This is a genomic window from Winogradskyella aurantiaca, from assembly GCF_003362725.1.
Taxonomy (GTDB): Bacteria; Bacteroidota; Bacteroidia; order Flavobacteriales; family Flavobacteriaceae; genus Winogradskyella_A; species Winogradskyella_A aurantiaca.
In genome coordinates, this window is record NZ_QKTV01000002.1 from 74299 (window position 1) to 97479 (window position 23181).

The 23181-nt window shown below is 38.6% G+C and carries 18 protein-coding genes; 13 read left to right on the forward strand and 5 right to left on the reverse strand.

All coding sequences use genetic code 11. The features are described from left to right. Window positions 1–46 precede the first annotated feature (46 nt). Together purL and DN064_RS04530 are read left to right on the forward strand one after the other, a co-directional pair. Window positions 47–3709 carry a phosphoribosylformylglycinamidine synthase gene (purL, locus tag DN064_RS04525; protein ID WP_115461446.1) on the forward strand — a complete coding sequence of 1221 codons (3663 nt, stop codon included), beginning with the start codon at window positions 47–49 and terminating at the stop codon, window positions 3707–3709. Window positions 3710–3943: 234 nt separating this feature from the next. Then, complete coding sequence (locus tag DN064_RS04530; RefSeq protein ID WP_115461447.1) at window positions 3944–4738, forward strand: universal stress protein; 795 nt, start codon at window positions 3944–3946, stop codon at window positions 4736–4738. 14 nt (window positions 4739–4752) lie between these two features. Here DN064_RS04530 and DN064_RS04535 read toward each other — a convergent pair whose 3' ends face one another. The 3 genes from DN064_RS04535 to pflB all read right to left on the reverse strand — a co-directional run bounded on the left by DN064_RS04535 (window position 4753) and on the right by pflB (window position 9077). Continuing rightward, complete coding sequence (locus DN064_RS04535; RefSeq protein ID WP_317047360.1) at window positions 4753–5964, reverse strand: L-lactate MFS transporter; 1212 nt, start codon at window positions 5962–5964, stop codon at window positions 4753–4755. A 73-nt stretch (window positions 5965–6037) separates the two neighbouring features. Beyond that, window positions 6038–6811 carry a pyruvate formate-lyase-activating protein gene (pflA, locus tag DN064_RS04540; protein WP_232827384.1) on the reverse strand — a complete coding sequence of 258 codons (774 nt, stop codon included), beginning with the start codon at window positions 6809–6811 and terminating at the stop codon, window positions 6038–6040. Window positions 6812–6851: 40 nt separating this feature from the next. Beyond that, the gene (gene pflB / locus DN064_RS04545) at window positions 6852–9077 is read right to left on the reverse strand and encodes a formate C-acetyltransferase (protein WP_115461448.1); all 2226 of its coding nucleotides are present in this window, start codon (window positions 9075–9077) and stop codon (window positions 6852–6854) included. A 336-nt stretch (window positions 9078–9413) separates the two neighbouring features. Here pflB and DN064_RS04550 point away from each other — a divergent pair, with 336 nt between their 5' ends. The 9 genes from DN064_RS04550 to DN064_RS14310 all read left to right on the forward strand — a co-directional run bounded on the left by DN064_RS04550 (window position 9414) and on the right by DN064_RS14310 (window position 20136). Then, window positions 9414–11186: an AMP-dependent synthetase/ligase gene (locus DN064_RS04550; protein WP_115461449.1), complete on the forward strand. Its 1773-nt coding sequence runs from the start codon at window positions 9414–9416 to the stop codon at window positions 11184–11186. A gap of 136 nt (window positions 11187–11322) precedes the next feature. Then, a complete protein-coding gene (locus DN064_RS04555) occupies window positions 11323–11778 on the forward strand; it encodes a MarR family winged helix-turn-helix transcriptional regulator (protein ID WP_115461450.1) in 456 nt (151 codons plus the stop codon). Beyond that, window positions 11778–14186 (forward strand): 3-hydroxyacyl-CoA dehydrogenase/enoyl-CoA hydratase family protein, encoded by a 2409-nt coding sequence (locus DN064_RS04560; protein ID WP_115461451.1) that lies wholly within the window; start codon window positions 11778–11780, stop codon window positions 14184–14186. The genes DN064_RS04555 and DN064_RS04560 overlap by 1 nt, the downstream gene beginning before the upstream one ends. Window positions 14187–14190: 4 nt before the next feature. After that, window positions 14191–15381 (forward strand): acetyl-CoA C-acyltransferase, encoded by a 1191-nt coding sequence (locus DN064_RS04565; RefSeq protein WP_115461452.1) that lies wholly within the window; start codon window positions 14191–14193, stop codon window positions 15379–15381. Between the two features lie 20 nt (window positions 15382–15401). Continuing rightward, the gene (locus tag DN064_RS04570; RefSeq protein WP_115461453.1) at window positions 15402–17204 is read left to right on the forward strand and encodes an acyl-CoA dehydrogenase family protein; all 1803 of its coding nucleotides are present in this window, start codon (window positions 15402–15404) and stop codon (window positions 17202–17204) included. Window positions 17205–17292: 88 nt separating this feature from the next. Next, window positions 17293–18486, forward strand: a complete 1194-nt coding sequence (locus DN064_RS04575; RefSeq protein ID WP_115461454.1) for a nuclear transport factor 2 family protein — start codon at window positions 17293–17295, stop codon at window positions 18484–18486. A 378-nt stretch (window positions 18487–18864) separates the two neighbouring features. Further along, a complete protein-coding gene (locus DN064_RS04580) occupies window positions 18865–19548 on the forward strand; it encodes a DUF4476 domain-containing protein (protein WP_115461455.1) in 684 nt (227 codons plus the stop codon). A 154-nt stretch (window positions 19549–19702) separates the two neighbouring features. Continuing rightward, window positions 19703–19840, forward strand: coding sequence for a T9SS type A sorting domain-containing protein (locus tag DN064_RS14350; RefSeq protein WP_115461743.1), 138 nt, complete (start codon window positions 19703–19705; stop codon window positions 19838–19840). Between the two features lie 167 nt (window positions 19841–20007). After that, window positions 20008–20136, forward strand: coding sequence for a hypothetical protein (locus tag DN064_RS14310; RefSeq protein ID WP_262509014.1), 129 nt, complete (start codon window positions 20008–20010; stop codon window positions 20134–20136). 4 nt (window positions 20137–20140) lie between these two features. Here the strand turns inward: DN064_RS14310 and DN064_RS04590 are convergent, their stop codons facing one another. Continuing rightward, the gene (locus DN064_RS04590; RefSeq protein ID WP_115461456.1) at window positions 20141–21238 is read right to left on the reverse strand and encodes an acyloxyacyl hydrolase; all 1098 of its coding nucleotides are present in this window, start codon (window positions 21236–21238) and stop codon (window positions 20141–20143) included. Between the two features lie 97 nt (window positions 21239–21335). Then, the gene (locus DN064_RS04595) at window positions 21336–21683 is read right to left on the reverse strand and encodes a hypothetical protein (protein WP_157962232.1); all 348 of its coding nucleotides are present in this window, start codon (window positions 21681–21683) and stop codon (window positions 21336–21338) included. A 285-nt stretch (window positions 21684–21968) separates the two neighbouring features. Here DN064_RS04595 and DN064_RS04600 point away from each other — a divergent pair, with 285 nt between their 5' ends. Together DN064_RS04600 and DN064_RS04605 are read left to right on the forward strand one after the other, a co-directional pair. After that, window positions 21969–22433, forward strand: coding sequence for a DUF6265 family protein (locus DN064_RS04600; RefSeq protein WP_115461458.1), 465 nt, complete (start codon window positions 21969–21971; stop codon window positions 22431–22433). Continuing rightward, window positions 22430–23179 (forward strand): sugar-binding protein, encoded by a 750-nt coding sequence (locus DN064_RS04605; protein ID WP_115461459.1) that lies wholly within the window; start codon window positions 22430–22432, stop codon window positions 23177–23179. Before DN064_RS04600 ends, DN064_RS04605 begins: the two co-directional genes overlap by 4 nt. Window positions 23180–23181: the final 2 nt, after the last annotated feature.

Below are 23181 nucleotides of genomic sequence, written 5' to 3' on the forward strand. Positions count from 1 at the left end.
AAGCGTAAATTTGCGTTTTACTAATTCTCACTAAGTTCAGTCAGTAATGATTCAGTTTTTTGGCAAAGCAGATACTAAGATATTTGCAGTTGAAACCACACAAGAATTAAGTTCAGAAACCATATCAAAACTTAGCTGGTTGTTTGGCAACCAACCTAAATTAGAACAAGCATCGATTGATGCTTTTTTTGTTGGTCCAAGAGCAGCCATGGTAACACCATGGAGTACCAATGCCGTTGAGATCACCCAGAATATGGGAATCCAAGGTATTGTACGAATTGAAGAGTTTGAAGCAATTGCTGCTGATTTCAAGGGTTTCGACCCTATGATTTCTGAGAAATTTAATGGCCTTAATCAGGAAATATTCACCATCAATGTAGAACCCGAAACGATTAAAGACATTACTGATATCGCTTCGTATAACGAACAAGAAGGACTGGCATTAAGTGAAGAAGAAATCAACTATTTAAACGAAGTATCAGAACGAATTGGTCGCCCACTTACCGATTCGGAAGTGTTTGGTTTTTCACAAGTTAATTCAGAGCATTGTCGCCATAAAATCTTTAATGGCACTTTTGTGATTGACGGAGAAGAACAACCAACTTCTCTATTTAAATTAATTAAAGAGACTTCCAAGCAAAATCCAAATGATATTGTCTCTGCTTACAAGGACAATGTAGCTTTTATTAAAGGTCCTGTGGTAGAACAGTTCGCCCCTAAACGGGCAGATATTCCGGATTTTTATCAAACCCAGGATTTTGAATCTGTTATTTCAATTAAAGCTGAAACCCACAACTTCCCTACTACTGTAGAACCTTTTAATGGAGCGGCAACAGGGTCTGGTGGTGAAATAAGAGACCGTTTAGCCGGAGGAAAAGGAGCCTTACCATTAGCAGGTACAGCGGTTTACATGACTTCCTACTCAAGACTAGAAGAAAACCGCCCTTGGGAGAACGGTTTTAAAGAACGCCAATGGCTGTATCAAACACCCATGGATATATTGATCAAAGCCAGTAATGGGGCATCAGATTTTGGAAATAAATTTGGACAACCCTTAATTTCTGGTTCTGTTTTAACCTTTGAGCACAAAGAAGAAGCTGAGAAACTCGGCTTTGATAAAGTTATTATGTTGGCTGGAGGTATCGGCTATGGTAAAGCAGACCAAGCCCTAAAAGACGTGCCTAAAAAAGGAGATAAAATTGTAATTCTTGGAGGTGACAACTATCGCATTGGAATGGGAGGAGCCGCAGTTTCTTCTGCGGATACCGGCGAGTTTGATTCGAGAATTGAATTGAATGCAGTTCAGAGATCCAATCCTGAAATGCAGAAACGTGCTGCTAATGCTATAAGAGGAATGGTTGAAAGTGAAGAGAATCACATTGTCTCCATTCATGACCACGGTGCTGGTGGTCATCTCAATTGCTTATCGGAATTGGTAGAAGATACTGGTGGACACATCGACCTGGATAAACTTCCAATTGGTGATCCTACCCTATCCGCTAAAGAAATCATTGGGAACGAATCCCAGGAACGTATGGGTCTGGTAATATCAGACGAACATCTTAAGACGCTTCATAAAATTGCGGATCGAGAACGCTCCCCAATCTACAATGTTGGCGATGTAACAGGTGAGCATCGTTTTACATTTGAATCGAGTTTTAATGGGGCAAAGCCTATGGATTTGGCACTTTCAGACATGTTTGGAAGTTCACCAAAGACTGTTATGAGTGACTCGAGACTTAACAAGGTTTACAGGGATGTTGATTACACACCAAATGATTTTATCAGTTATTTAGACCAGGTTTTACAATTAGAGGCGGTGGCCTGTAAAGATTGGTTAACTAATAAAGTAGACCGTTGTGTTGGTGGTAAAGTGGCCAAACAACAATGTGTTGGATCCCTTCAGATACCCCTAAATAATGTAGGTGTAATGGCACTTGATTTTAAAGGGAAAGAAGGTATTGCAACCTCTATTGGACACTCGCCAGTGTCTGGATTAATTGATCCAGTGGCAGGAAGTAGAAATTCTATAACTGAGTCACTCACCAATATTATCTGGGCGCCATTAAAAGATGGTTTACAAAGCATTTCATTATCAGCTAACTGGATGTGGCCTTGCAAAAATCCAGGTGAAGATGCCCGATTATATGATGCCGTAAAAGCTGTTTCAGAATTTAGTATTGATCTTGGAATTAATGTTCCAACTGGTAAGGATTCTTTATCGATGAAACAAAAATATCCTGACGGTGATGTTATAGCACCTGGAACGGTCATTATTTCTGCAGCTGGAAATTGTAATGATATTACTAGAGTTGTAGAACCCGTCTTAAAGAAGAACAAAGGATTCATATACTATATCAATATATCTCAAGACGATTTTAAGTTAGGGGGAAGTTCCTTTGCACAAGTTCGTAATAGAATTGGAGCTGAAGCTCCAACCGTTAAGGATGCCAATTATGTCAAGAACGTGTTTAATACTGTTCAAGACCTAATTAAAAACGATAGAATTGTAGCTGGGCATGACGTGGCTTCTGGTGGACTTATTACTACCCTTTTGGAAATGTGTTTTGCGGAAAATAATCTTGGTGCCGAATTAGACTTATCGGATATAGGTGAAAAGGACAGTATTAAAATGCTATTTGCTGAGAACGCTGGTATCGTGATTCAAGCTGCTGATGAAAGCGTTGAGAGTAAGCTGAAAAATGCTGGGATTGATTTTAATAAGATCGGAAAGGTCACTTCATCTGATGTTTTAAGTATCATCAATGGGCCTGAAGTTTACACACTCACCGTTTCAAGGTTGAGAGATGTTTGGTACAGAACATCCTATCTACTGGATCAAAAGCAAACCGCCAATGGTTTAGCAGAGGACCGCTATATCAACTACAAGAATCAAGCACTAAGCTATGAGTTCCCGAAACATTTTACGGGTAAGTTGCCAGATATTGATCCTGGTAAACCTAGACCTAAAGCAGCGATCTTAAGAGAAAAAGGAAGTAACTCAGAACGTGAAATGGCAAATGCCATGTATTTGGCAGGATTCGATGTTAAGGATGTTCATATGACCGACCTTATTTCTGGGAGAGAAACTTTGGAAGACATCCAGTTTTTAGGAGCTGTTGGTGGTTTTAGTAACTCTGATGTTTTAGGTTCCGCCAAAGGCTGGGCTGGGGCTATCAAATACAACGACAGGGCTAGACAGGCTATTAAAAACTTCTTTGATAGAAAGGACACTTTATCTGTAGGGATCTGTAATGGCTGCCAATTATGGATGGAATTAGACCTTATTAATCCTGATCATGAGGTTCATGGTCGAATGACTTATAATGATTCTCATAAACACGAGAGTAGTTTTACATCTGTCAAAATTCAAGATAATAAATCGGTCATGTTATCAAGTTTAGCAGGCTCTAATTTGGGTGTATGGATATCACATGGGGAAGGAAAATTTAGACTTCCGTACGACGAAAGTAACTATGAGATAGTTGCCAAATATGGTTATGAAGGTTATCCATCGAATCCGAATGGTTCTGATTTTAATACTGCTATGATGTGTGATGCTTCAGGCCGTCATTTAGTAACCATGCCGCATATAGAACGTTCCACATTCCAATGGAATTGGGCTAACTATCCTGAAGACCGAGCAGATGAGGTATCACCTTGGTTAGAAGCATTTGTCAATGCCCGTATATGGATTGAAAAACAATAACCCATTGGCCTTAATATTATCTTAATTTGAGGTTTTAGATTTCATCTATCAGTTGAGGTAAAAAGAACACAAAACTGCGAAGTTTAGTGTCTGATTTTTGGCTTTAAGCTTGATATGTTGGGACTTTTTTCGTATCTTAGAAGGTGACCCCTAGAAAATAAATTGCCATAGATCAAGGAAGATTTTACTAATAATTTTCTTGAAGGTAAACTTCATGAAATAAATATAAATCTTATGGTCAATATTCTAGTTCCCGTTGATTTCTCAAAAACTTCAGTAAATGCTCTTTATTATGCAATAGATCTATTTGGTGGTGAGGCAATAGAGATTACCATTCTTCATATTTATGGTGTCGAGGCTACAGCATTAACCATGAAATCGTTTGATGATATCCTTGTTGAAACTGCAGATAAACAAATGAATGAGTTAATCGATGAGATCAATATCAAGTATCCAGAAGTCAAATTAAAACCAAGACTTTCAAAAAACTATGCTGTTGACACCATTTCAAAAATGGGTGACTCAGGTAACTATGATTTAATTGTTATGGGTACCAAAGGAGTTAGTGGTATAAAAGAAGTTTTTATGGGTAGTATAGCTGGTGGGGTGGTATCAAAAACAATGGCACCTGTAATTGTTGTTCCGTTAGATTATGAGTTTAAAGTTTTGGACTATCTTGTTTTAGCCATAGGGGATCAACCTCTTTCAGATAATGTTAATTTGAATCTGTTGACAAGTCTCCAACAACAACACAAGAGTTCGTTAGAAGTTCTGCATATATCAGATAATAACGGAGCCCAAAAGGAAATTGTAAAAGACACTCTTAAAGAACTTAAGCCTTCCTACACCATTAAATCTGCAAGCGGAGATCTAAATCAGCAGTTAAATGTTCATATTCAAAATAACGATACGGATTTGCTGTGTTTGCTAAAAACTAAGAAAGATTTTCTACACCGTCTTTTCAGCAATAGCGTTACCTTAAAACAAACATTTAATAGTCCAATTCCTTTATTAATAATTCAGAGTTAGTCTAGCCGCTTATTCTAAGTTTGTAGTGCAGGTTTATTTTTAGATTGGTTATACTCCAAATTAACAGATCGTTTCATCAGCAGTGAAACCGCTAAGGCAATCAGGAATAAGCCTGAAAAAACTTTTAGTGTAACATCTAATGACCCCGTGGTATTTTTAACAACATCATAAATTGTGGGTCCCACGATACCTGCAAGGGCCCAACCAGCTAGGACCAAACCATGAATAGCACCAAATTGTTTGGTGCCAAACAAGTCTCCTAGAAATGCGGGTAACGTTGCAAATCCACCCCCATACATAGTGATGACTGTAAAAAGTATTATCAAGAATATTAATTCAGAATTTATTTGAGGTAAGAAATAAAATGCCAGTACTTGAAACGTAAAGAAAATGACATACGTATTAGGTCGGCCGAGATAATCCGACAGTCCAGACCATAAAATACGTCCTAACCCATTAAAAACCCCAATTAACCCAACTATGGCCGCCGCCTGCATTGGAGTATAAAGCAGCTTCTCCTGCATCATTGGACTTGTCGCAGCAATTATTGCAATACCGCATGTAATGTTGATAAACATCATGATCCAAATGAAATAAAAGCGTTTATTGTTAAGTGCCTCCTTAGCTGTAATATTGCATAAATCGGCCTTTACCATAGACGAATTCTCGGGATTAAAGCCTTTAGGTCTATAACCCTCTGGTGGACGTTCTATGTATCTGGCCGAGGTTAATATTAAAACCAAATAAACCACACCTAATATATAGAAGGCATTAATAATACCTACAGATTCAAATAAGCTCTGCATAACAGGTCCAAAAATCAAGGCAGAAAACCCAAAACCCATAATAGCCATGCCCGTTGCCAAACCTCGTTTGTCCGGAAACCACTTGACCAATGTACTTACTGGAGTAATATAACCCAACCCCAAGCCGATACCTCCAATAACACCATAGCATGCATAGAACAAAACCAAAGACTCCAGGTGCACTGCAAGTCCAGAACCAATAATTCCAATCCCATAAAAAAGACCTGCGGTTGTACCACTAATCTTTGGCCCAACCTTTTCAACCCATGGCCCAAGAAATGCTGCCGACAAACCTAAAAAAAGGATAGCTAATTTAAAGGCCCATTTGATGGTACTTCCTTCCACATCAAATACATCTTTAACCGGATTGGTAATAACAGAATAGGCATAGACCGATCCTATTGATATATGAATTCCAATGGCAGATTATGCAATAAGCCACCGATTTTTTAATGTAATATTTTTCATGGTTTAAACTAATTAGTTGAGTTTCTTAATTAACAGATACCTGCTTGAAATACGGTTTCAAAACAGCCACTGCTGATTCAAGTTCTTGGTCTGTATTTTCTCGAGCTGATTCAAGTGGATAGTCCCACCCTAAGGCCTTCCATTTATGTACACCCAGCTTATGATAAGGTTGTAATTCTAATCGTTCTATACTCGTATAGTCTTTAAAATAGGCCCCCATAGATTCCAACAGTTCCGTTTTATCCGTTAATTCAGGAATTAACACATATCGCAACCACATAGGTTTGTTGGATTTCTCGCGGTATTCTGCCAGATTAAAAGTGGTTTGCTTATTCTTTTGTCCGGTTATCTCCTGATATCCCTCTTCCGTCATATGTTTGATATCAAGCATAACCAAATCTGTTAACTCGTCCAGTAACTCCATAGCGAAATGATTAAGTATCCTGCCATTAGTATCAAGAGCAGTATGAATGCCATCGGCTTTGAGTTTTTTAAAAAATGGGATTAAAGCCTTGGCTTGCAGTAATGGTTCTCCACCGGAAATAGTAACGCCACCATTTTTTCCAAAATAAGGTTTTGCCTTTACAATGATCTCATATAAATCATCTACTGAATACGCCTTACCGCCTTCAATGGCTATAGTATCAGGGTTATGACAATACTGACATTTTAATTTGCAGCCTTGCAGAAATACCACACATCGAACTCCTGGCCCATCATGAGTCCCAAAAGTTTCAATAGAGTGTACTCTCAATATGTTATCTGGAGTCTTAATAGCTTCAATTTTAGATAAAAGCACCTGAAGATCAATCTACCCTCAGGTGCTTTATACAAACTAATTACATTGAGTCATGGAATGATCTTGAAATCACTTCCAATTGTTGTTCTCGTGTTAATCTCACAAAATTCACCGCGTAACCGGATACCCTGATCGTTAATTGCGGATAGTTTTCTGGATTTGCCATGGCGTCAAGAAGTGTGTCTTTATCCAGCACATTAATATTAACGTGCTGTGCATTATTTGAAAAGTAACCATCAAGAATGGACACTAAATTCTCAACTCTTGTTTCATTGTCAGCTCCTAAAGACTTGGGCACTATTGAAAAGGTATTTGATATACCATCCTGAGCATCTTCGTAATTTATCTTAGCTACGGAGTTCAATGAAGCAATGGCCCCGTTTTCGTCACGTCCATGCATTGGATTAGCACCTGGTGCAAATGGAATTCCTTTTGGTCTACCATCAGGAGTTGCTCCAGTTTTTTTACCATAAACAACATTAGATGTAATGGTCAATACAGATAATGAGGGTTCTGCATTTTTATAGACTGGGAATTGTTGTAACTCATAATTAAAATCTGCAACGGCTTGCGCGGCTAACACATCCACTCTATCATCATCATTACCGTACTTAGGAAAATCGCCTTCAATTTTAAAATCAACGGTTAAGCCATCTTCATTACGAATAGGCTTCACTTTCGCGTACTTAATTGCAGACAATGAATCCGCCACAATGGATAGACCAGCAATTCCATAGGCAATATTAACATGCGGGTTGGTATCTATTAAAGCCATCTGAGCTTTCTCGTAATAGTACTTGTCATGCATGTAATGAATAATATTCATAGAATCACTGTATACTCTTGCAATCTCTTGCATTGCAATTCTAAAGTTGGTCATTACCGTCTCAAAGTCCAGATATTCATCTTTGTATTCAGGGACACCTTCAAAAATTTGAGTTCCTGTCAACTCACAACGACCACCATTAATAGCTAATAGCAGGGTTTTTGCGAGGTTGGTTCTGGCCCCAAAGAATTGAATTGATTTGCCTAAATCCTGATGAGAAACACAACAGGCAATACCGTAATCATCAGATCCTCTGCTTTTTAGCATTAAAGTATCATTCTCAAATTGAATCGATGAGGTTTCAATAGCCACCTTAGCACAGAACTTTTTAAAATTTTCTGGAAGGGCATCAGACCATAAGACAGTCATATTTGGTTCTGGTGAGGGGCCTAAGTTATAGAGGGTATGTAAGAAACGGAATGAGGTTTTGGTCACCTTAGTTCTTCCATCTTTAAACATACCGCCAATAGCTTCTGTAACCCAGGTTGGATCACCAGCAAATATTTCGTCATAGGCTGTCATTCGTAAATGGCGAACAACTCTCAGTTTCATCACAAACTGATCTATATATTCTTGAGCTTCAGATTCAGTAATGATACCATCCAGAAGATCTCGCTCTATAAAAATGTCCAGGAATGAAGAAACATTACCCAAAGACATAGCAGCACCATCTTGTTCTTTTACAGCCGCTAGATAAGCCATATAAGACCATTGAACAGCTTCACACGCTGTCTCTGCAGGACGGCCTAAGTCCAAATCATATTTAGAACCTAAGTTTTTAATCGCCTTCAAAGCCTTAATCTGCTCTGAAACTTCTTCCCGTAGTCTAATGACCTCATCTCGCATTGGACCATGAATGGCGTCTAGGTCTTGACGTTTTTGTTCTATTAAGAAATCAATTCCATAAAGAGCAACCCGTCTGTAGTCACCTATAATTCGCCCTCTTGCGTAATTGTCTGGTAAACCGGTAAGAATACCTAAAGAGCGGTATTTCTTTATTTCTTTGGTATAAGCGTCAAACACACCATCGTTATGAGTTTTGACATATTTTGAAAACAGTTCTGTAAACTTTGGGTTCGCTTCTAAACCATGCTCGGACAAGGCCTTTTGCACTACCTTAAAACCACCAAATGGTTTTATGGCACGTTTTAATAATTCATCAGTTTGTAAACCCACTATAACCTCATTGTCCTTGTCAATATAACCAGGACCAAAGGCATCAATTGTAGAAATTGTATCGGTATCTATACTGCGCACCCCGTTATTGGCGCGTTCTTCTAGCATAGCATTCTTACAAATCTCCCAAAGGGCCTTTGTGCGTTCGGTTGGACCTTCAAGGAAATCACTTGTACCATGATAGGGAGTAACATTCCTTTGAACAAAATCTCTAACGTTAACAGATTGCGTCCAAGGCCCTTCAATTAATTCTTTTACTTTCATGATTCAATGTATTATGATGCAACCGCTTTCTAGTTGCTTTAGTTTCTGTATACAAAATTAGACTCAAAGGCAATTTTTATTACTGATAATTGTCATGTTCCATTTTAATTAAGTCCAGTTATAACGCGTAATACGCTACGAAAACGTTTGAAAAAAGGAAGTCTAAAAAACACCTTTGAATGAAGTTTTTTTAATTTTTATTTGAGCCATGATTGTTTTAGATCAGTTGCTCTAAATTTTTGTTAAAAACCATAGACTTATTTTTAACTTCTCTAAATAAAACTGTTAATTTTTCTATTTTCGTAAAATTCGAACCGAATTATTGCAAATATTATTATGACTAAAGTTTCCAGACTTTTCGATTTCCCATATTACCAGCTTGAAAATAAGCCAAATAACTCCGCATTGGTAACTAAATACAATGGGGAATGGGTTCCCATGTCCACTCAGGCATATATAGATAAGGCCAATGCCATTTCTAGAGCTTTATTGCGAATGGGAGTGAAAAAGGATGATAAAATTGCTGTGATTTCATCAACCAATCGAACGGAATGGAATATTATGGATATTGGGGTATTACAAGTGGGAGCACAAAACATTCCTATTTACCCTACCATATCGTCGGAGGATTACAAATATGTCTTAAACCACAGTGAATCTGTGTATTGTTTCGTTTCAGATGCAGAAGTATTGGATAAGGTAAGAGCCATCCAAGATGAGACACAATTAAAGGAAGTTTATTCATTTGATCATATTGAAGGTTGCAAACACTATTCTGAGTTGTTTGAATTAGGTAAAGATGAAAGTAACCAGGAGGAAGTTGAACAATGCAAAGCAGCTGTTAAACCAGAAGACCTTGCAACTATCATATATACCTCTGGTACGACTGGACGGCCAAAAGGGGTGATGCTTTCACATTGGAATATAACCAGCAATGCACTAGATAGTTCTTTTAGACTGCCTAAAATTGATGGCAACACAAGAGTCTTAAGTTTCCTCCCTATATGCCATATTTTCGAGAGGGTCTTGATCTACATTTATCAATATGCTGGTACTAGCATTTATTTTGCCGAAGGACTGGATAAAATAGGTGATAATGCCAAAGAAATTAAGCCACACCTCATGAGTGTGGTACCGAGACTTTTGGAAAAGGTTTTTGATAAAATTATGTTGAAGGCCGATGAATTAACAGGAATAAAGTACAAACTATTTTATTGGGCTGTGGAGCTTGGTGAGATTTGGGAACCTTATGGAGCTAATGGTGCTTGGTATGAATTTAAGTTGAAAATAGCCAATAAACTCATTTTTAGTAAGTGGCGAGAAGCCCTTGGAGGTGAATTAACCACCATGGTATCAGGTAGTGCTGCTTTACAACCACGACTGGCAAGGATTTTTAGTGCTGGTGGTATGCAAGTAATGGAAGGCTATGGATTAACAGAAACATCTCCGGTGGTTTCCGTGGGTATGTATCGCGATGCGCATTATAAAGTAGGAACAGTTGGGAAACCAATAAACAACGTAGAAGTAAAAATTGCAGATGATGGTGAAATACTCATTAAAGGTCCTAACGTGATGCAAGGCTACTATAAAGATCCCGATAAAACAGCGTCAGTCATGACTGATGACTATTTCCACACTGGAGATAAAGGAGAAATAGATTCAGATGGCTTCTTAAAAATCACGGGGCGCAAAAAAGAAATGTTTAAAACATCGGGAGGTAAATATATCATTCCAACGCTTTTGGAAAACGACCTTAAGCAATCGTTATTTATTGAACAGGTAATGGTTGTAGGTGAAGGTGAAAAAATGCCAGCAGCTTTAATTCAACCTAATTTCGAGTTTATTAGGGACTGGATGGATCATAAGGGTTACGTTTTTGGAAAGTCTGAAGCAGAGATTTCAAGTTCAGACATTGTCATTGCTCGCATTCAAAAAGAAGTGGATAAATACAACCAAAACTTTGGTAAGTGGGAACGCATAAAAAAGTTTGAATTGACCAAAGAAGCCTGGACTATCGATGATGGACACCTTACCCCTACCATGAAAATGAAACGAAGTGTCATCCGTAAAAAGTATGATGACCTCTACGAAAGCATTTACAGATCATAAAAAAATTGATTTTTAGAAAGTACCTCACCAAGGTACTTTTTTTATCTGCGGTCATTTTCCTATGCATGCATAATTTTTTTCAATTTACTATGCGTGCATAGTATTTTTTATTATCTTTACGAACCAATTTTTCCAAATGAAAGACAAAACAATAGATTATATACTGAGAACCACATGGTTAGCAGTAAATAAGATGTATAACGAAGAGGCTGCAAAATTTGAGACTACCATGGCCACAGGTTTCGCTTTGTTGAGTATTGATCCAGAAAACGGAACCCCTTCAACCTCTTTGGGTCCTAAGATGGGCATGGAAGCCACTAGCCTTTCCAGAACCCTAAAAACCATGGAGGAAAAAGGTCTTATTGTTAGAAAACCCAATCCTGAAGATGGACGTGGGGTCCTCATACATCTAACCGATTTTGGAAGAGAAAAACGCGACTATTCACGCGAACGCGTGATCATATTTAATGACGCTATACGGGCTAATATTTCTGACGAAAAACTCAACCACTTCTACGAGGTGGCTGAAGTCATCAACAATATGATATCCAATAAAAAAATATATAACCAAAAAGAACCGAGTTTAAAATAATGAGTAAACGACGCATAAAAAAAGTAGCAATTATTGGTTCGGGAATAATGGGAAGCGGAATCGCTTGTCATTTTGCCAATATTGGCGTAGATGTCCTTCTTCTGGACATTGTACCTCGCGAATTAAACGACAAAGAGAAAGCTAAAGGACTAAGTCTGGAAGATAAAGTGGTTAGAAACAGACTGGTAAACGATGCTCTAACGGCTTCCTTAAAATCTAAGCCCTCTCCTATTTATCACAAAAAGTTTGCGAACAGAATCACCACTGGAAACTTAGAAGATGATATAGCTAAGGTCAAGGAGGTTGACTGGATCATGGAAGTTGTGGTGGAGCGTTTGGATATCAAACAACAGGTATTTGAAAAGCTGGAACAATACCGAACTCCTGGGACTATTATTTCGTCGAACACATCGGGTATCCCCATCAAGTTTATGAATGAAGGACGTTCGGAAGACTTTAGAAAGCACTTCGCCGTGACGCACTTCTTTAACCCTCCGCGTTATTTAAAACTATTTGAGGTGGTTCCAGGACCGGATTGTAAACCGGAAATCACAGACTTCTTAATGGAATATGGCGAAAAGTTCCTTGGAAAAACCTCTGTACTAGCCAAAGATACTCCTGCATTTATCGGAAATAGAATTGGAATTTTTGGAATACAAAGTCTCTTTCATCAGGTGAAGTCTCTAGGCCTCACGGTTGAAGAGGTTGATAAACTAACTGGTCCTGTTATTGGACGTCCTAAATCGGCCACTTTTAGAACGGTTGATGTGGTAGGCTTGGATACGCTTGTCCATGTGGCCAACGGCATTTATGATAATTGCCCTGATGATGAAGCTCACGATCTGTTTAAACTTCCTGATTTCATCAGTACCATGATGGACAACAAGTGGTTGGGGTCAAAAACAGGTCAAGGATTCTACAAGAAGTCGGTTAATGCCGATGGCAAAAAGGAAATTCTGGCCTTAGACCTGGACACCATGGAATACCGTCCTTCTAAAAAGGCGAAGTTCGCCACCTTAGAGTTAACCAAAACCATAGATAAGCCAATTGATAGGTTTAAGATTCTTGTTGGCGGAAAAGACAAGGCTGGTGAATTTTATAGAAAGAACTTTGGGGCCATGTTTGCCTATGTGCAAAACAGAATACCTGAGATTTCCGATGAACTTTACCGTATTGATGATGCCATGAAAGCTGGATTTGGATGGGAAAATGGGCCATTTGAAATATGGGATGCTGTGGGCATCAAAGAAGGTATTGAACTGATGAAAGCAGAAGGTCATGAGCCTGCTTCCTGGGTGACTGAAATGCTAGAAAAAGAAGAAAGTGCTTTCTACACTGTTAAGGATGGTGCTACCTATTATTACGATGTTGTAGCTCAGTCTCAAGTTAAAAAACCTGGGCAGGAATCATTCATAATTCTTGATAACATTAGAAAATCCAGTGAAGTATTTAAGAATTCAGGAGTGGTAATTGAAGATCTAGGGGATGGCATACTTAATTGCGAGTTCCAGTCTAAAATGAACACTATTGGAGGCGATGTATTGGCTGGGTTAAACAAAGCAGTTGATATAGCAGAAAAGGACTTTGATGGTCTTGTGGTTGGAAATCAAGGGGCTAATTTTTCAGTTGGTGCTAACATTGGAATGATCTTTATGATGGCCGTTGAACAGGAATACGATGAGCTTAACATGGCTATTAAATATTTCCAGGATACGGTGATGAGAATGCGTTATTCATCCATTCCAACTGTGGTGGCACCGCATGGCATGTCCTTAGGAGGAGCCTGTGAATTATCCATGCACGCGGATAAAGTGGTGGCAGCAGCTGAAACTTATATTGGCTTGGTAGAATTTGGGGTTGGAGTTATTCCAGGTGGAGCCGGATCCAAGGAAATGGCATTAAGAGCATCAGATACCTTTAATAAAGGGGATGTGGAACTTAATGTACTTCAGGAATACTTTTTAACGGTTGGTATGGCTAAAGTAGCTACCTCAGCCTACGAAGCATTTGATATGGGTGTACTTCAACATGGTAAAGATGTTGTTGTGGTCAATAAAGACCGACAAATTGCTACCGCAAAATCGCATGCACGTCTGATGGCAGATGCAGGTTATACGCAACCTGTTAAACGAAAAGATGTAAAGGTCTTAGGAAAACAGGCCCTTGGGATGTTCTTAGTTGGAACAGACTCTATGGAAGCTAGTCATTACATCAGTGAGCACGATCAAAAGATTGCTAATAAACTGGCTTACGTTATGGCGGGTGGTGATCTTTCAGAACCAACTTTAGTAACTGAGCAATACCTCTTAGATCTTGAAAGAGAAGCCTTCTTAAGCTTATGTACAGAACGTAAGACCTTAGAACGCATCCAGCACATGTTAAAAACAGGTAAACCATTAAGAAACTAAGTAAATGAAAACAGCATATATTGTTAAAGGATACAGAACCGCCGTTGGAAAATCCAAAAAAGGAGGGTTTAGATTTAAAAGAGCAGACGAGCTGGCTGCCGAGACCATTCAATACATGATGGGCAAGCTTCCAGATTTTGATGTCAATCGAATTGATGATGTCATTGTTGGTAATGCCATGCCAGAAGGATCACAAGGCCTTAATATGGCTCGTATTATTTCACTTATTGGATTAAATACCGTAGATGTTCCCGGGGTTACCGTAAACCGGTTTTGTTCCTCGGGTTTAGAAACTATTGCTATGGCTGTGGCGAAAATCCAATCAGGAATGGCTGATTGTATTATTGCCGGTGGGGCCGAAAGCATGAGCTCTGTTCCAATGACCGGATTCAAACCAGAACTTAATTATGACATTGTTAACTCAGGTCATGAAGATTACTACTGGGGCATGGGTAACACCGCTGAAGCCGTAGCAAACAAATACAAGGTGTCCAGAGAAGATCAAGATGAGTTTGCTTACCACTCTCACATGAAGGCACTTAAGGCTTTGGATGAAGATCGATTTAAAGAACAAATTGTTCCAATTGATGTGGAAGAGATCTTTGTAGATGGCAATGGTAAAAAAGCAACACGCAACTACAGTGTCAACAAGGATGAAGGCCCAAGACGCGGTACCAGTAAGGAGGCATTGGCCAAATTAAGACCAGTGTTTGCTCAAGGAGGATCGGTTACAGCCGGTAACTCCTCTCAAACTAGTGATGGGGCAGCCTTTGTTTTGGTGATGAGCGAGGATATGGTAAAAGAATTAAACCTTGAACCAATAGCACGTTTGGTAAGTTATGCCGCCGCCGGTGTACCACCAAGGATCATGGGAATTGGCCCTGTAGCAGCTGTTCCGAAGGCTCTTAAGCAGGCTGGATTGTCACAATCAGATATTCAATTGATTGAACTTAATGAGGCATTCGCTTCACAATCATTAGCCGTTATTAGAGAATTGGGCTTAAACCCAGACATCATTAATGTTAATGGAGGAGCCATTGCTCTAGGTCACCCTCTGGGATGTACCGGAGCTAAGTTATCAGTACAACTATTTGATGAAATGCGCAAGCAGACCATGCAAGGTAAACACGGCATGGTGACCATGTGTGTTGGTACAGGACAAGGTGCAGCAGGCATATTTGAATTTTTAAATTAAATCATATTAAACAAACTATAATGGAAACAATTGAAAAGGAATTATTGAGAGGGGGACAGTTTTTAGTTAAAGAAACAAACTGTGATGATGTTTTTACCCCAGAAGATTTCACAGAAGAACAGCAAATGATGAAGGAGGCGGTAAAGGAATTTAACGACCGTGAGATCATTGCGCACAGAGAACGATTTGAAAAGAAGGACTATGCCTTCACGGAAGAATGCATGCGTAAGGCAGGTGAATTAGGCTTTTTAGGTGTAGCCGTTCCAGAAGCTTACGGGGGGCTGGAAATGGGCTTTGTCTCTACCATGCTGGTATGTGACTATATCTCTTCAGGAACAGGTTCCTTTAGTACCGCTTTTGGTGCACATACAGGAATTGGTACCATGCCAATTACCCTTTATGGTACAGAAGAACAAAAACAAAAATATGTGCCTCAATTGGCTACAGGAGAATGGTTTGGTGCCTACTGTTTAACAGAGCCAGGTGCTGGATCGGATGCCAACTCAGGTAAAACAACTGCAGAGCTTACTGAAGATGGCAAACACTACAAGATTAATGGACAAAAAATGTGGATTTCCAATGCAGGTTTCTGTAAGTTATTCATTGTTTTTGCCAGAATTGAGGACGACAAAAATATCACTGGATTTATCGTTGAAAACAATCCGGAAAATGGAATAACTCTAGGTGAAGAGGAGCATAAATTAGGAATTAGGGCTAGTTCTACACGTCAGGTATTCTTTAATGATACTATGGTTCCAGTAGAAAACATGCTAGCCGGTCGTGGTGAAGGATTTAAAATCGCCATGAATGCCTTAAATGTGGGTAGAATCAAACTAGCAGCAGCCTGTTTAGATTCTCAAAGACGTATTACGACGCATGCGGTTAAATACGCTAACGAGCGTAAGCAGTTTAAAACTCCTATCGCAGACTTTGGTGCCATTAAAGCGAAATTAGCTGAGATGTCTGCCAGTGCTTATGCTGGTGAATCAGCGTCTTACAGAGCTGCCAAGGATATTGAGGATAGAATAGCCTTAAGAATGGAAGCTGGCAACACCCATCAGGAAGCTGAGCTTAAAGGTGTTGAAGAATATGCTATCGAATGCTCTATTCTTAAAGTAGCAGTATCTGAAGATGTACAAAACTGTGCAGATGAAGGTATCCAGATCTTTGGTGGAATGGGCTTCTCTGAGGAAACACCGATGGAAGCAGCCTGGAGAGATGCTAGAATTGCCAGAATCTATGAAGGCACCAATGAGATCAACAGAATGTTATCTGTTGGAATGCTCGTTAAAAAAGCCATGAAAGGTCATGTAGACTTATTAGGCCCAGCAATGGCTGTCGCCGATGAGCTTATGGGTATTCCATCTTTTGATACGCCAGATTACTCTGAGTTGTTTTCAGAAGAAAAGGAAATGATTGCCAAGTTGAAGAAAGTATTCTTAATGGTGGCTGGTTCTGCAGTTCAAAAATTTGGACCAGAATTAGAGCAGCACCAACAACTGTTAATGGCAGCTTCCAATATTTTAATTGAAATATACATGGCAGAATCAGCAATTCTTAGAGCTGAGAAAAATGCCAAGCGCTTTGGTGAAGAAGCTCAGAAAGAGCAGATTGCCATGGCTAAATTATACTTATTCAATGCTGTTGAAATCGTCAAGAAAAACGGAATGGAAGGCATTATTTCATTTGCTGAAGGAGATGAGCAACGCATGATGCTTATGGGTCTTAAGCGTTTTACCAAATACGCTAACTATCCGAATGTGGTAGATTTAAGAAATACCATTGCCGAAAAAGTGAAGGCAGAGAATGAGTACTGTTTTTAAATTTTAGGTTTTAATATGATTGAGAAAGCCAATTCGTTTGAATTGGCTTTTTTATTTATCTATATTTAAAGAACATAAAACTCTCACAATGAAACAAGTCTACACGCTTGCCCTCCTCTTTATAAGTTATCTGATTATTGCTCAGCCCGATACAGAAGTGTATGTGTTTGATCTTACAACCACGGAATCTGGGGTAGCATTATCTAATCAGCGTAATATTTCCAATAATCCCGGTTACGATAATCAGCCCTACTTCTTTAATGACAACATGGTAGTCTTTGCCTCTACACGCAGTGGTCAAACCGATATAGCGGCCTATAACATTCGCGATGGAAAAATGTCTTACATCAATGATACTGGACATGGAAGCGAATACTCCCCTACCAAAATACCTGGGCAAAATGCTGTTTCAGCCATCCGATTAGACACAACAGGACTACAACGACTTTACAGATATGATATGGACACTGGTAAGGATACCTTACTGGTTGACAAACTGGTGATTGGTTACCACACCTGGATTAACGATCATACCATAGCATCTTTTGTGCTTGGAGAACCTGCGACCCTAGTGGTAAGTGATCTAAAAAAAGGAGTCAACCTAAGCGTTGATAATACCATAGGGCGGTCCTTGCATAGCATTCCAAACACGGTTAATACCTTTAGTTATATTAGTAAAAAAGCAACGCCCTGGCAAATCAAATCCTTAAATCTGGATAGTCAAAAAATCACCACAATTGCAGAAACGGTGCCTGAAGCAGAAGACATGTGTTGGTTGATTAACGGAACTATTCTAATGGCCAAGGGCAATACCATTTACAAGATTGACCCTAAAAAGGACAAAGACTGGTCGGTGTTAAAGACCTTTGACGATCCAGACCTTCAAAATATCACTCGTGTAGCGGTTAATGAGACTGGCACCTTATTAAGTGTTGTATCAGAAATTGAACAGGTATCACCAGAGGTCATTGTGCAACAACAACTGGAGGCGTACAATTCTGGGGATATTGAGGCTTTTATGGCCACCTACTCAGATGATATTAAACTATTTCGATTTCCAAATACGCTTATGTCTGAAGGCAAGGCTCCCATGCGACAACAATATGGATCCATGTTTGCTTCTATCAAAGATTTAAACGCAGAAATCGTGAATAGAACGGTTATTGGTAACAAGGTGATTGATAAGGAGAAAGTAACCGCCAATGGCAATGTTTTTTATGCTGTTGCAATTTATGAGGTCACCAATGGATTAATATCTCGTGTAACGTTTATAAGAGAATAAACCCTTATCATTTCTATCTGGTGTAATTAATTTAAGACTATTAGAAAGCCAGCAATCAAATTATAATCCCTCTTTAGCTTGTCCTATAAAATCCTATTCGGTATTGAGCTCTATAAAAACAATGCCAATAAAATTCTTGCATAAACCTTGTTTCGAATACGAGGAAATTAGATTTCTTTGAAATTTGGGATAAATTAAGAGAGGTAGACAAAAGGTATCCTTTGCCATAGATATACGTATCCCCCATTACAATGAAAAGTAGGCATTAGATTTCGTATTCTAGTGGTCTATCTTTTCAGGGCAGCTATTTCAACTATATTTACAAATTAAGATTTTGGCACATTTGTTGATTTTTCCCTTTTTATTAAAACTTTGACCATGATGAAAACTAAAATTCCTATTATCCTATTCTTGCTTTTTAATTTAAGTAACGTCAATGAAAGCCTTGGACAAAATCGTCGAGTTGGCAATAGTAATTCCTACAACGACTATATCAACAACATACAATCCACCGGCAATGAAGTGAATCGTTTCAATGCTGCACTAAATTATGTGTCTATGGAATTACTATCGTCGGCGCAATTGACAACTATACTGCGTTACATCCATGGTGATCAGAATAAATTTTCTATAGGAGTACGAGCATATCCAAACGTCATTGATAAGGAAAATTTCTTTTTGGTTTATGATTGCTTTGCGCGATTTTCTTGGGCTATAAGACTATACCACTTTACTCAAGGAAATCAAGAACCTATACATATTGAGCCCGTCTGTAGCACAAATACCAATGAGTTCGATTACATTAAATCCAGTATTAAAGATCAAATTTTCAATGACAAACAAATTGAAATGGCCAAGAATCATATTCAACAGAGGTGCCTAACTATTGAACAAATGAAAGAGCTTTGCACAATTTTTAGTTTGGATAATTACAAACTTGAACTGATAAAATTTATGTTTGATTATACAGATCAACCACAACGCTTTTACGAATTCAAAGACTTATTAACCTTCAAAAGTACACAGCGTGATTTGGATCAATTTTTAGTGAGTAGAGACTAACAAATACGTTCAAATAACTACAATAAAGTCACCTAATTTATTTTAAACAACAGGTTTTAACTTCTTTTTTTTGTAATCCACTTGAATTAACAGTCAAATAATACCGCCTATCTAGCCTGTATTAGACTATGTTTTTAAACGTTGTCCTGATACCATTTACAACTCAATTGGGACAGCCGTTCAATCCGGTCAGGTTATTGATGATGAAAAAATCGATGTAAGTCGACTCACCGAGGGCATGTACATTATTAAACTAGGCCATTCAAAAGCACTTAAGTTTGCTAAAAACTAAATCTTTTGAAAAATTGACGCTACTATAAAAAAGCTTGAGGCTGGTATATTTCAGGTCATAACAAACATTGATTCTTAAGTTTATACAACTACTCAAACTGCCCATAGCCCTCTTTCTAATGATTTTGCCAAACTTTACTGTTACAGCTCAAGGTAAAAAAACAGATTATGAGCAAATTGATCGAGGAATTGCGATTTTACATGTCTAATATTAAAGTCGGACAAACAACTCTTGACGAACAATTAAAGCTATGTAATTTGCTAATTGAAGAAATTATACTGGAACTGGATAATTAAAAGCCTAAAACGTATACCCTACTCTAAGGTCAAAAAAATCGGCTACATGCCTGTGGGCCTTTAGATTAAATCCTGCAAATAGGTGTTTATTAAAATTATAAGTTAATCCATAGCGCTGATACACATCATCCGTAATACGATACTGATTATAATAGTACACCCCTAATTGCTGACTAAAAGATACTTTTCCCCACCAAAAAACATGACCTGCTAAAATGCCACCTTGAAAAAAGTTAGCATTAGCCCCATCCAATTCAATTTGCTCTTTTCGAGAATAGTCAAAAATTAGCTCTGTACCTGCAGTTAACGCACTGCGCCCTCCAATCCAGCGGGCATATTCACCCATAAATCCAAAAACAAAAAACTTGTCCTTATCTCCTACTGCGGCATTGCTCCATCCCGTAAACACCGCCACTGAAATTCGTGTCTTTTCTTCTGGAGGAAGACGTTTTCCCATGCGGTCCAATTCTGGATAATGCACATCAACCAAGCTTTTGGTAACCCCCATATTCAACGAGGGGAAATTAAGCCCCTTGTTCGGGGTGCTAATGCCTCCATTAGAAGTATGATTATATTTAACTCCAAAACGCAAGTTCCAGGCATCCGTCAAGCGGTAATTCATTCCTAGGCCTAAAACGATGGCAAAACTTAAATTGGTACTATAAGATTCGTTTAAAGGATTATTCTCTGCATCATAAGGATTAGTGAGATAAGCCCCGCCAAGCCCTGCCTTCACAAAGATATTAGCCCGTTTTAAAGTTCTAAATGTGGGTTCAACATAGCCCATGGCCAAAATACCATTCCCAAGAACATCAAGACTGCCAAAATTCCAATAGGCAAGATCAACCCCCACACGTGGAAAACAATTGCAAAAATCCCAGGCATTTTGAGTCAACAAAAGTTTGGACCATTCCACACTAATGGCTGAAGGATAGGTGGCCCCTAATTCTCTCAAGGTGGGCGCATGTTGTAAGATGTATCCATAATCAAGGCTTGCGCCTAGAACTGTTGGTTTTGATTCAACGAAGGTGGAATCCACTTGAGAATGCACTCCTATTGACCATAAAAAACACAGATAAAAACCCCAGAAATAAATCTTCATAGCAATTTGAAGGAGATTTCTTTTTCAATATTAAAGTTACGGTATGAGGACGTATAAAAAAAAGTGCCTCAAGGGCACCTCATTATTTTACATCAAGTTATTTGGTTCTATCTTTAAACTTGGGTAGGTTGAACCAGATTTTTTTAACATCGTTTTGTCTAATAAGTTTAATCATATAGTCACCCTCTTTTAACCGTGTGGGATTGATGATAATATAATTGGTCACCTTGGACCCTTTAGGGGCATTGATAACGTAAGAGAACCTGCGCTTATCTCTTGTAAGATCCCATATTTCATAGGATACAAGATCTTCTTTTGAAAATATTCTTATAAAATATTCTTCATCAACAAAGCTTTCAATACCACTGTCCAGTCGCGTAATTTCTTGCGAAAAACTACTCAGACCAATTAAACAGAAGAGGGTAACTAGGAATGTAATTTTCATTTTTGGGGCCATATGGTTCCTCATAACTCAAAGTTGGCTCTACTGTAGGTAAGCGCAACTCAATAGAATTTGTCAAAGATTGCGAAAAAAACGGTTTTCACATAATAAGATAACAATTAGATATCAAAAGAAATATTAACAATAAGGATAACATTGTCAAATCATTAATTAGACTTATTATGATTTCTTAAAACCCCAATTCTAATTGCTTCTTGGTGTATTTAATCGTGTAAGTAGTATATTAACCTTCAGTTATAAAGACTAACCAATTTAAATCAAAATCAAATGCGGTATCTGTTACTATTATGCCTTCTGCCAACCTTAGTCTTATCCCAGGAAAACCAATTAGAAGCCAAGCTGGACAATATAGCCTGGATCGCGGGTACATGGCATGGTGAGGCTTTTGGAGGGCAGGTAGAAGAAATTTGGAGCGAACCTTCTGGGGGTTCCATGATGGCAACCTTTAAGCTAGTTGTTGAAGGCCAAGTTGGCTTCTATGAAATTGAAATTATTAGAGAGGTTGGTAACACGCTATTGTTACAACTCAAGCACTTTAAGGCCAACCTGAAAGGTTGGGAGACCAAAGATGAAACGGTTGATTTCCCTTTGGAATATATCACTAAAGACAAAGCTGTTTTTGAAGGCATGATTTTCGAGCGCATTGGTGAGAGCAAAATGAATGTTTATGTTGATGTAAAAAATGATAACGGAGAAATTGAGGAACTAAAATTCGAATATACGAGGCAATGAAAAGGTATTCAAAACTAGTAAGCACTGTGTGGCTGTCCTTATTATCCGTTTTGGCCTGGTCACAAAATAATAAGAAGAAGGATTATGATATTAAGGAAGTCCATAAAACCAACGAAGAAATCATAATTGATGGTATAGCTAACGAATCCGTTTGGGAAGAACAAGAATGGCATCCTATTGATCAACTATGGTTGGGAGATGCCTACTCCCCAGATGACTTTTCAGGAAGATATAAGTTGGTTTGGGACCCTTCAGGATTATATCTCCTTGCTGAAATTACCGATGATATACTTCTAGATAACTATGAAGACCCCCTCACCAAATGGTGGGACGAAGATTGTTTGGAAATATTTATTGATGAAAACAATAGCGGAGGCGATCATCAATTCAATCATTCGGCCTTTGCCTATCATGTAGACTTAAAAGGAAATGTCGTGGACGTGACTCCCAATCAAACTGGTAAACTTTATAATTCTCATGTTCTTTCAGAACGGGTAAGCACCGGCAACATTACTTATTGGGAAGTGAAAATTCTATTGTATGACGATACCTATGTAGACGATTCTGAGCAACAACCTCAGCAATTGTCAGCTGGAAAAAAAATGGGTTTTGCACTAGCCTACTGTGATAATGACTCCAGTGAACATCGCGAAAATTTTATTGGCTCTTCCAACCACCCTGGATTTAAACAAGACCTGGGATGGAAAGATGCTAGTGTCTTTGGCACTTTAATTTTAAAAGAATAACC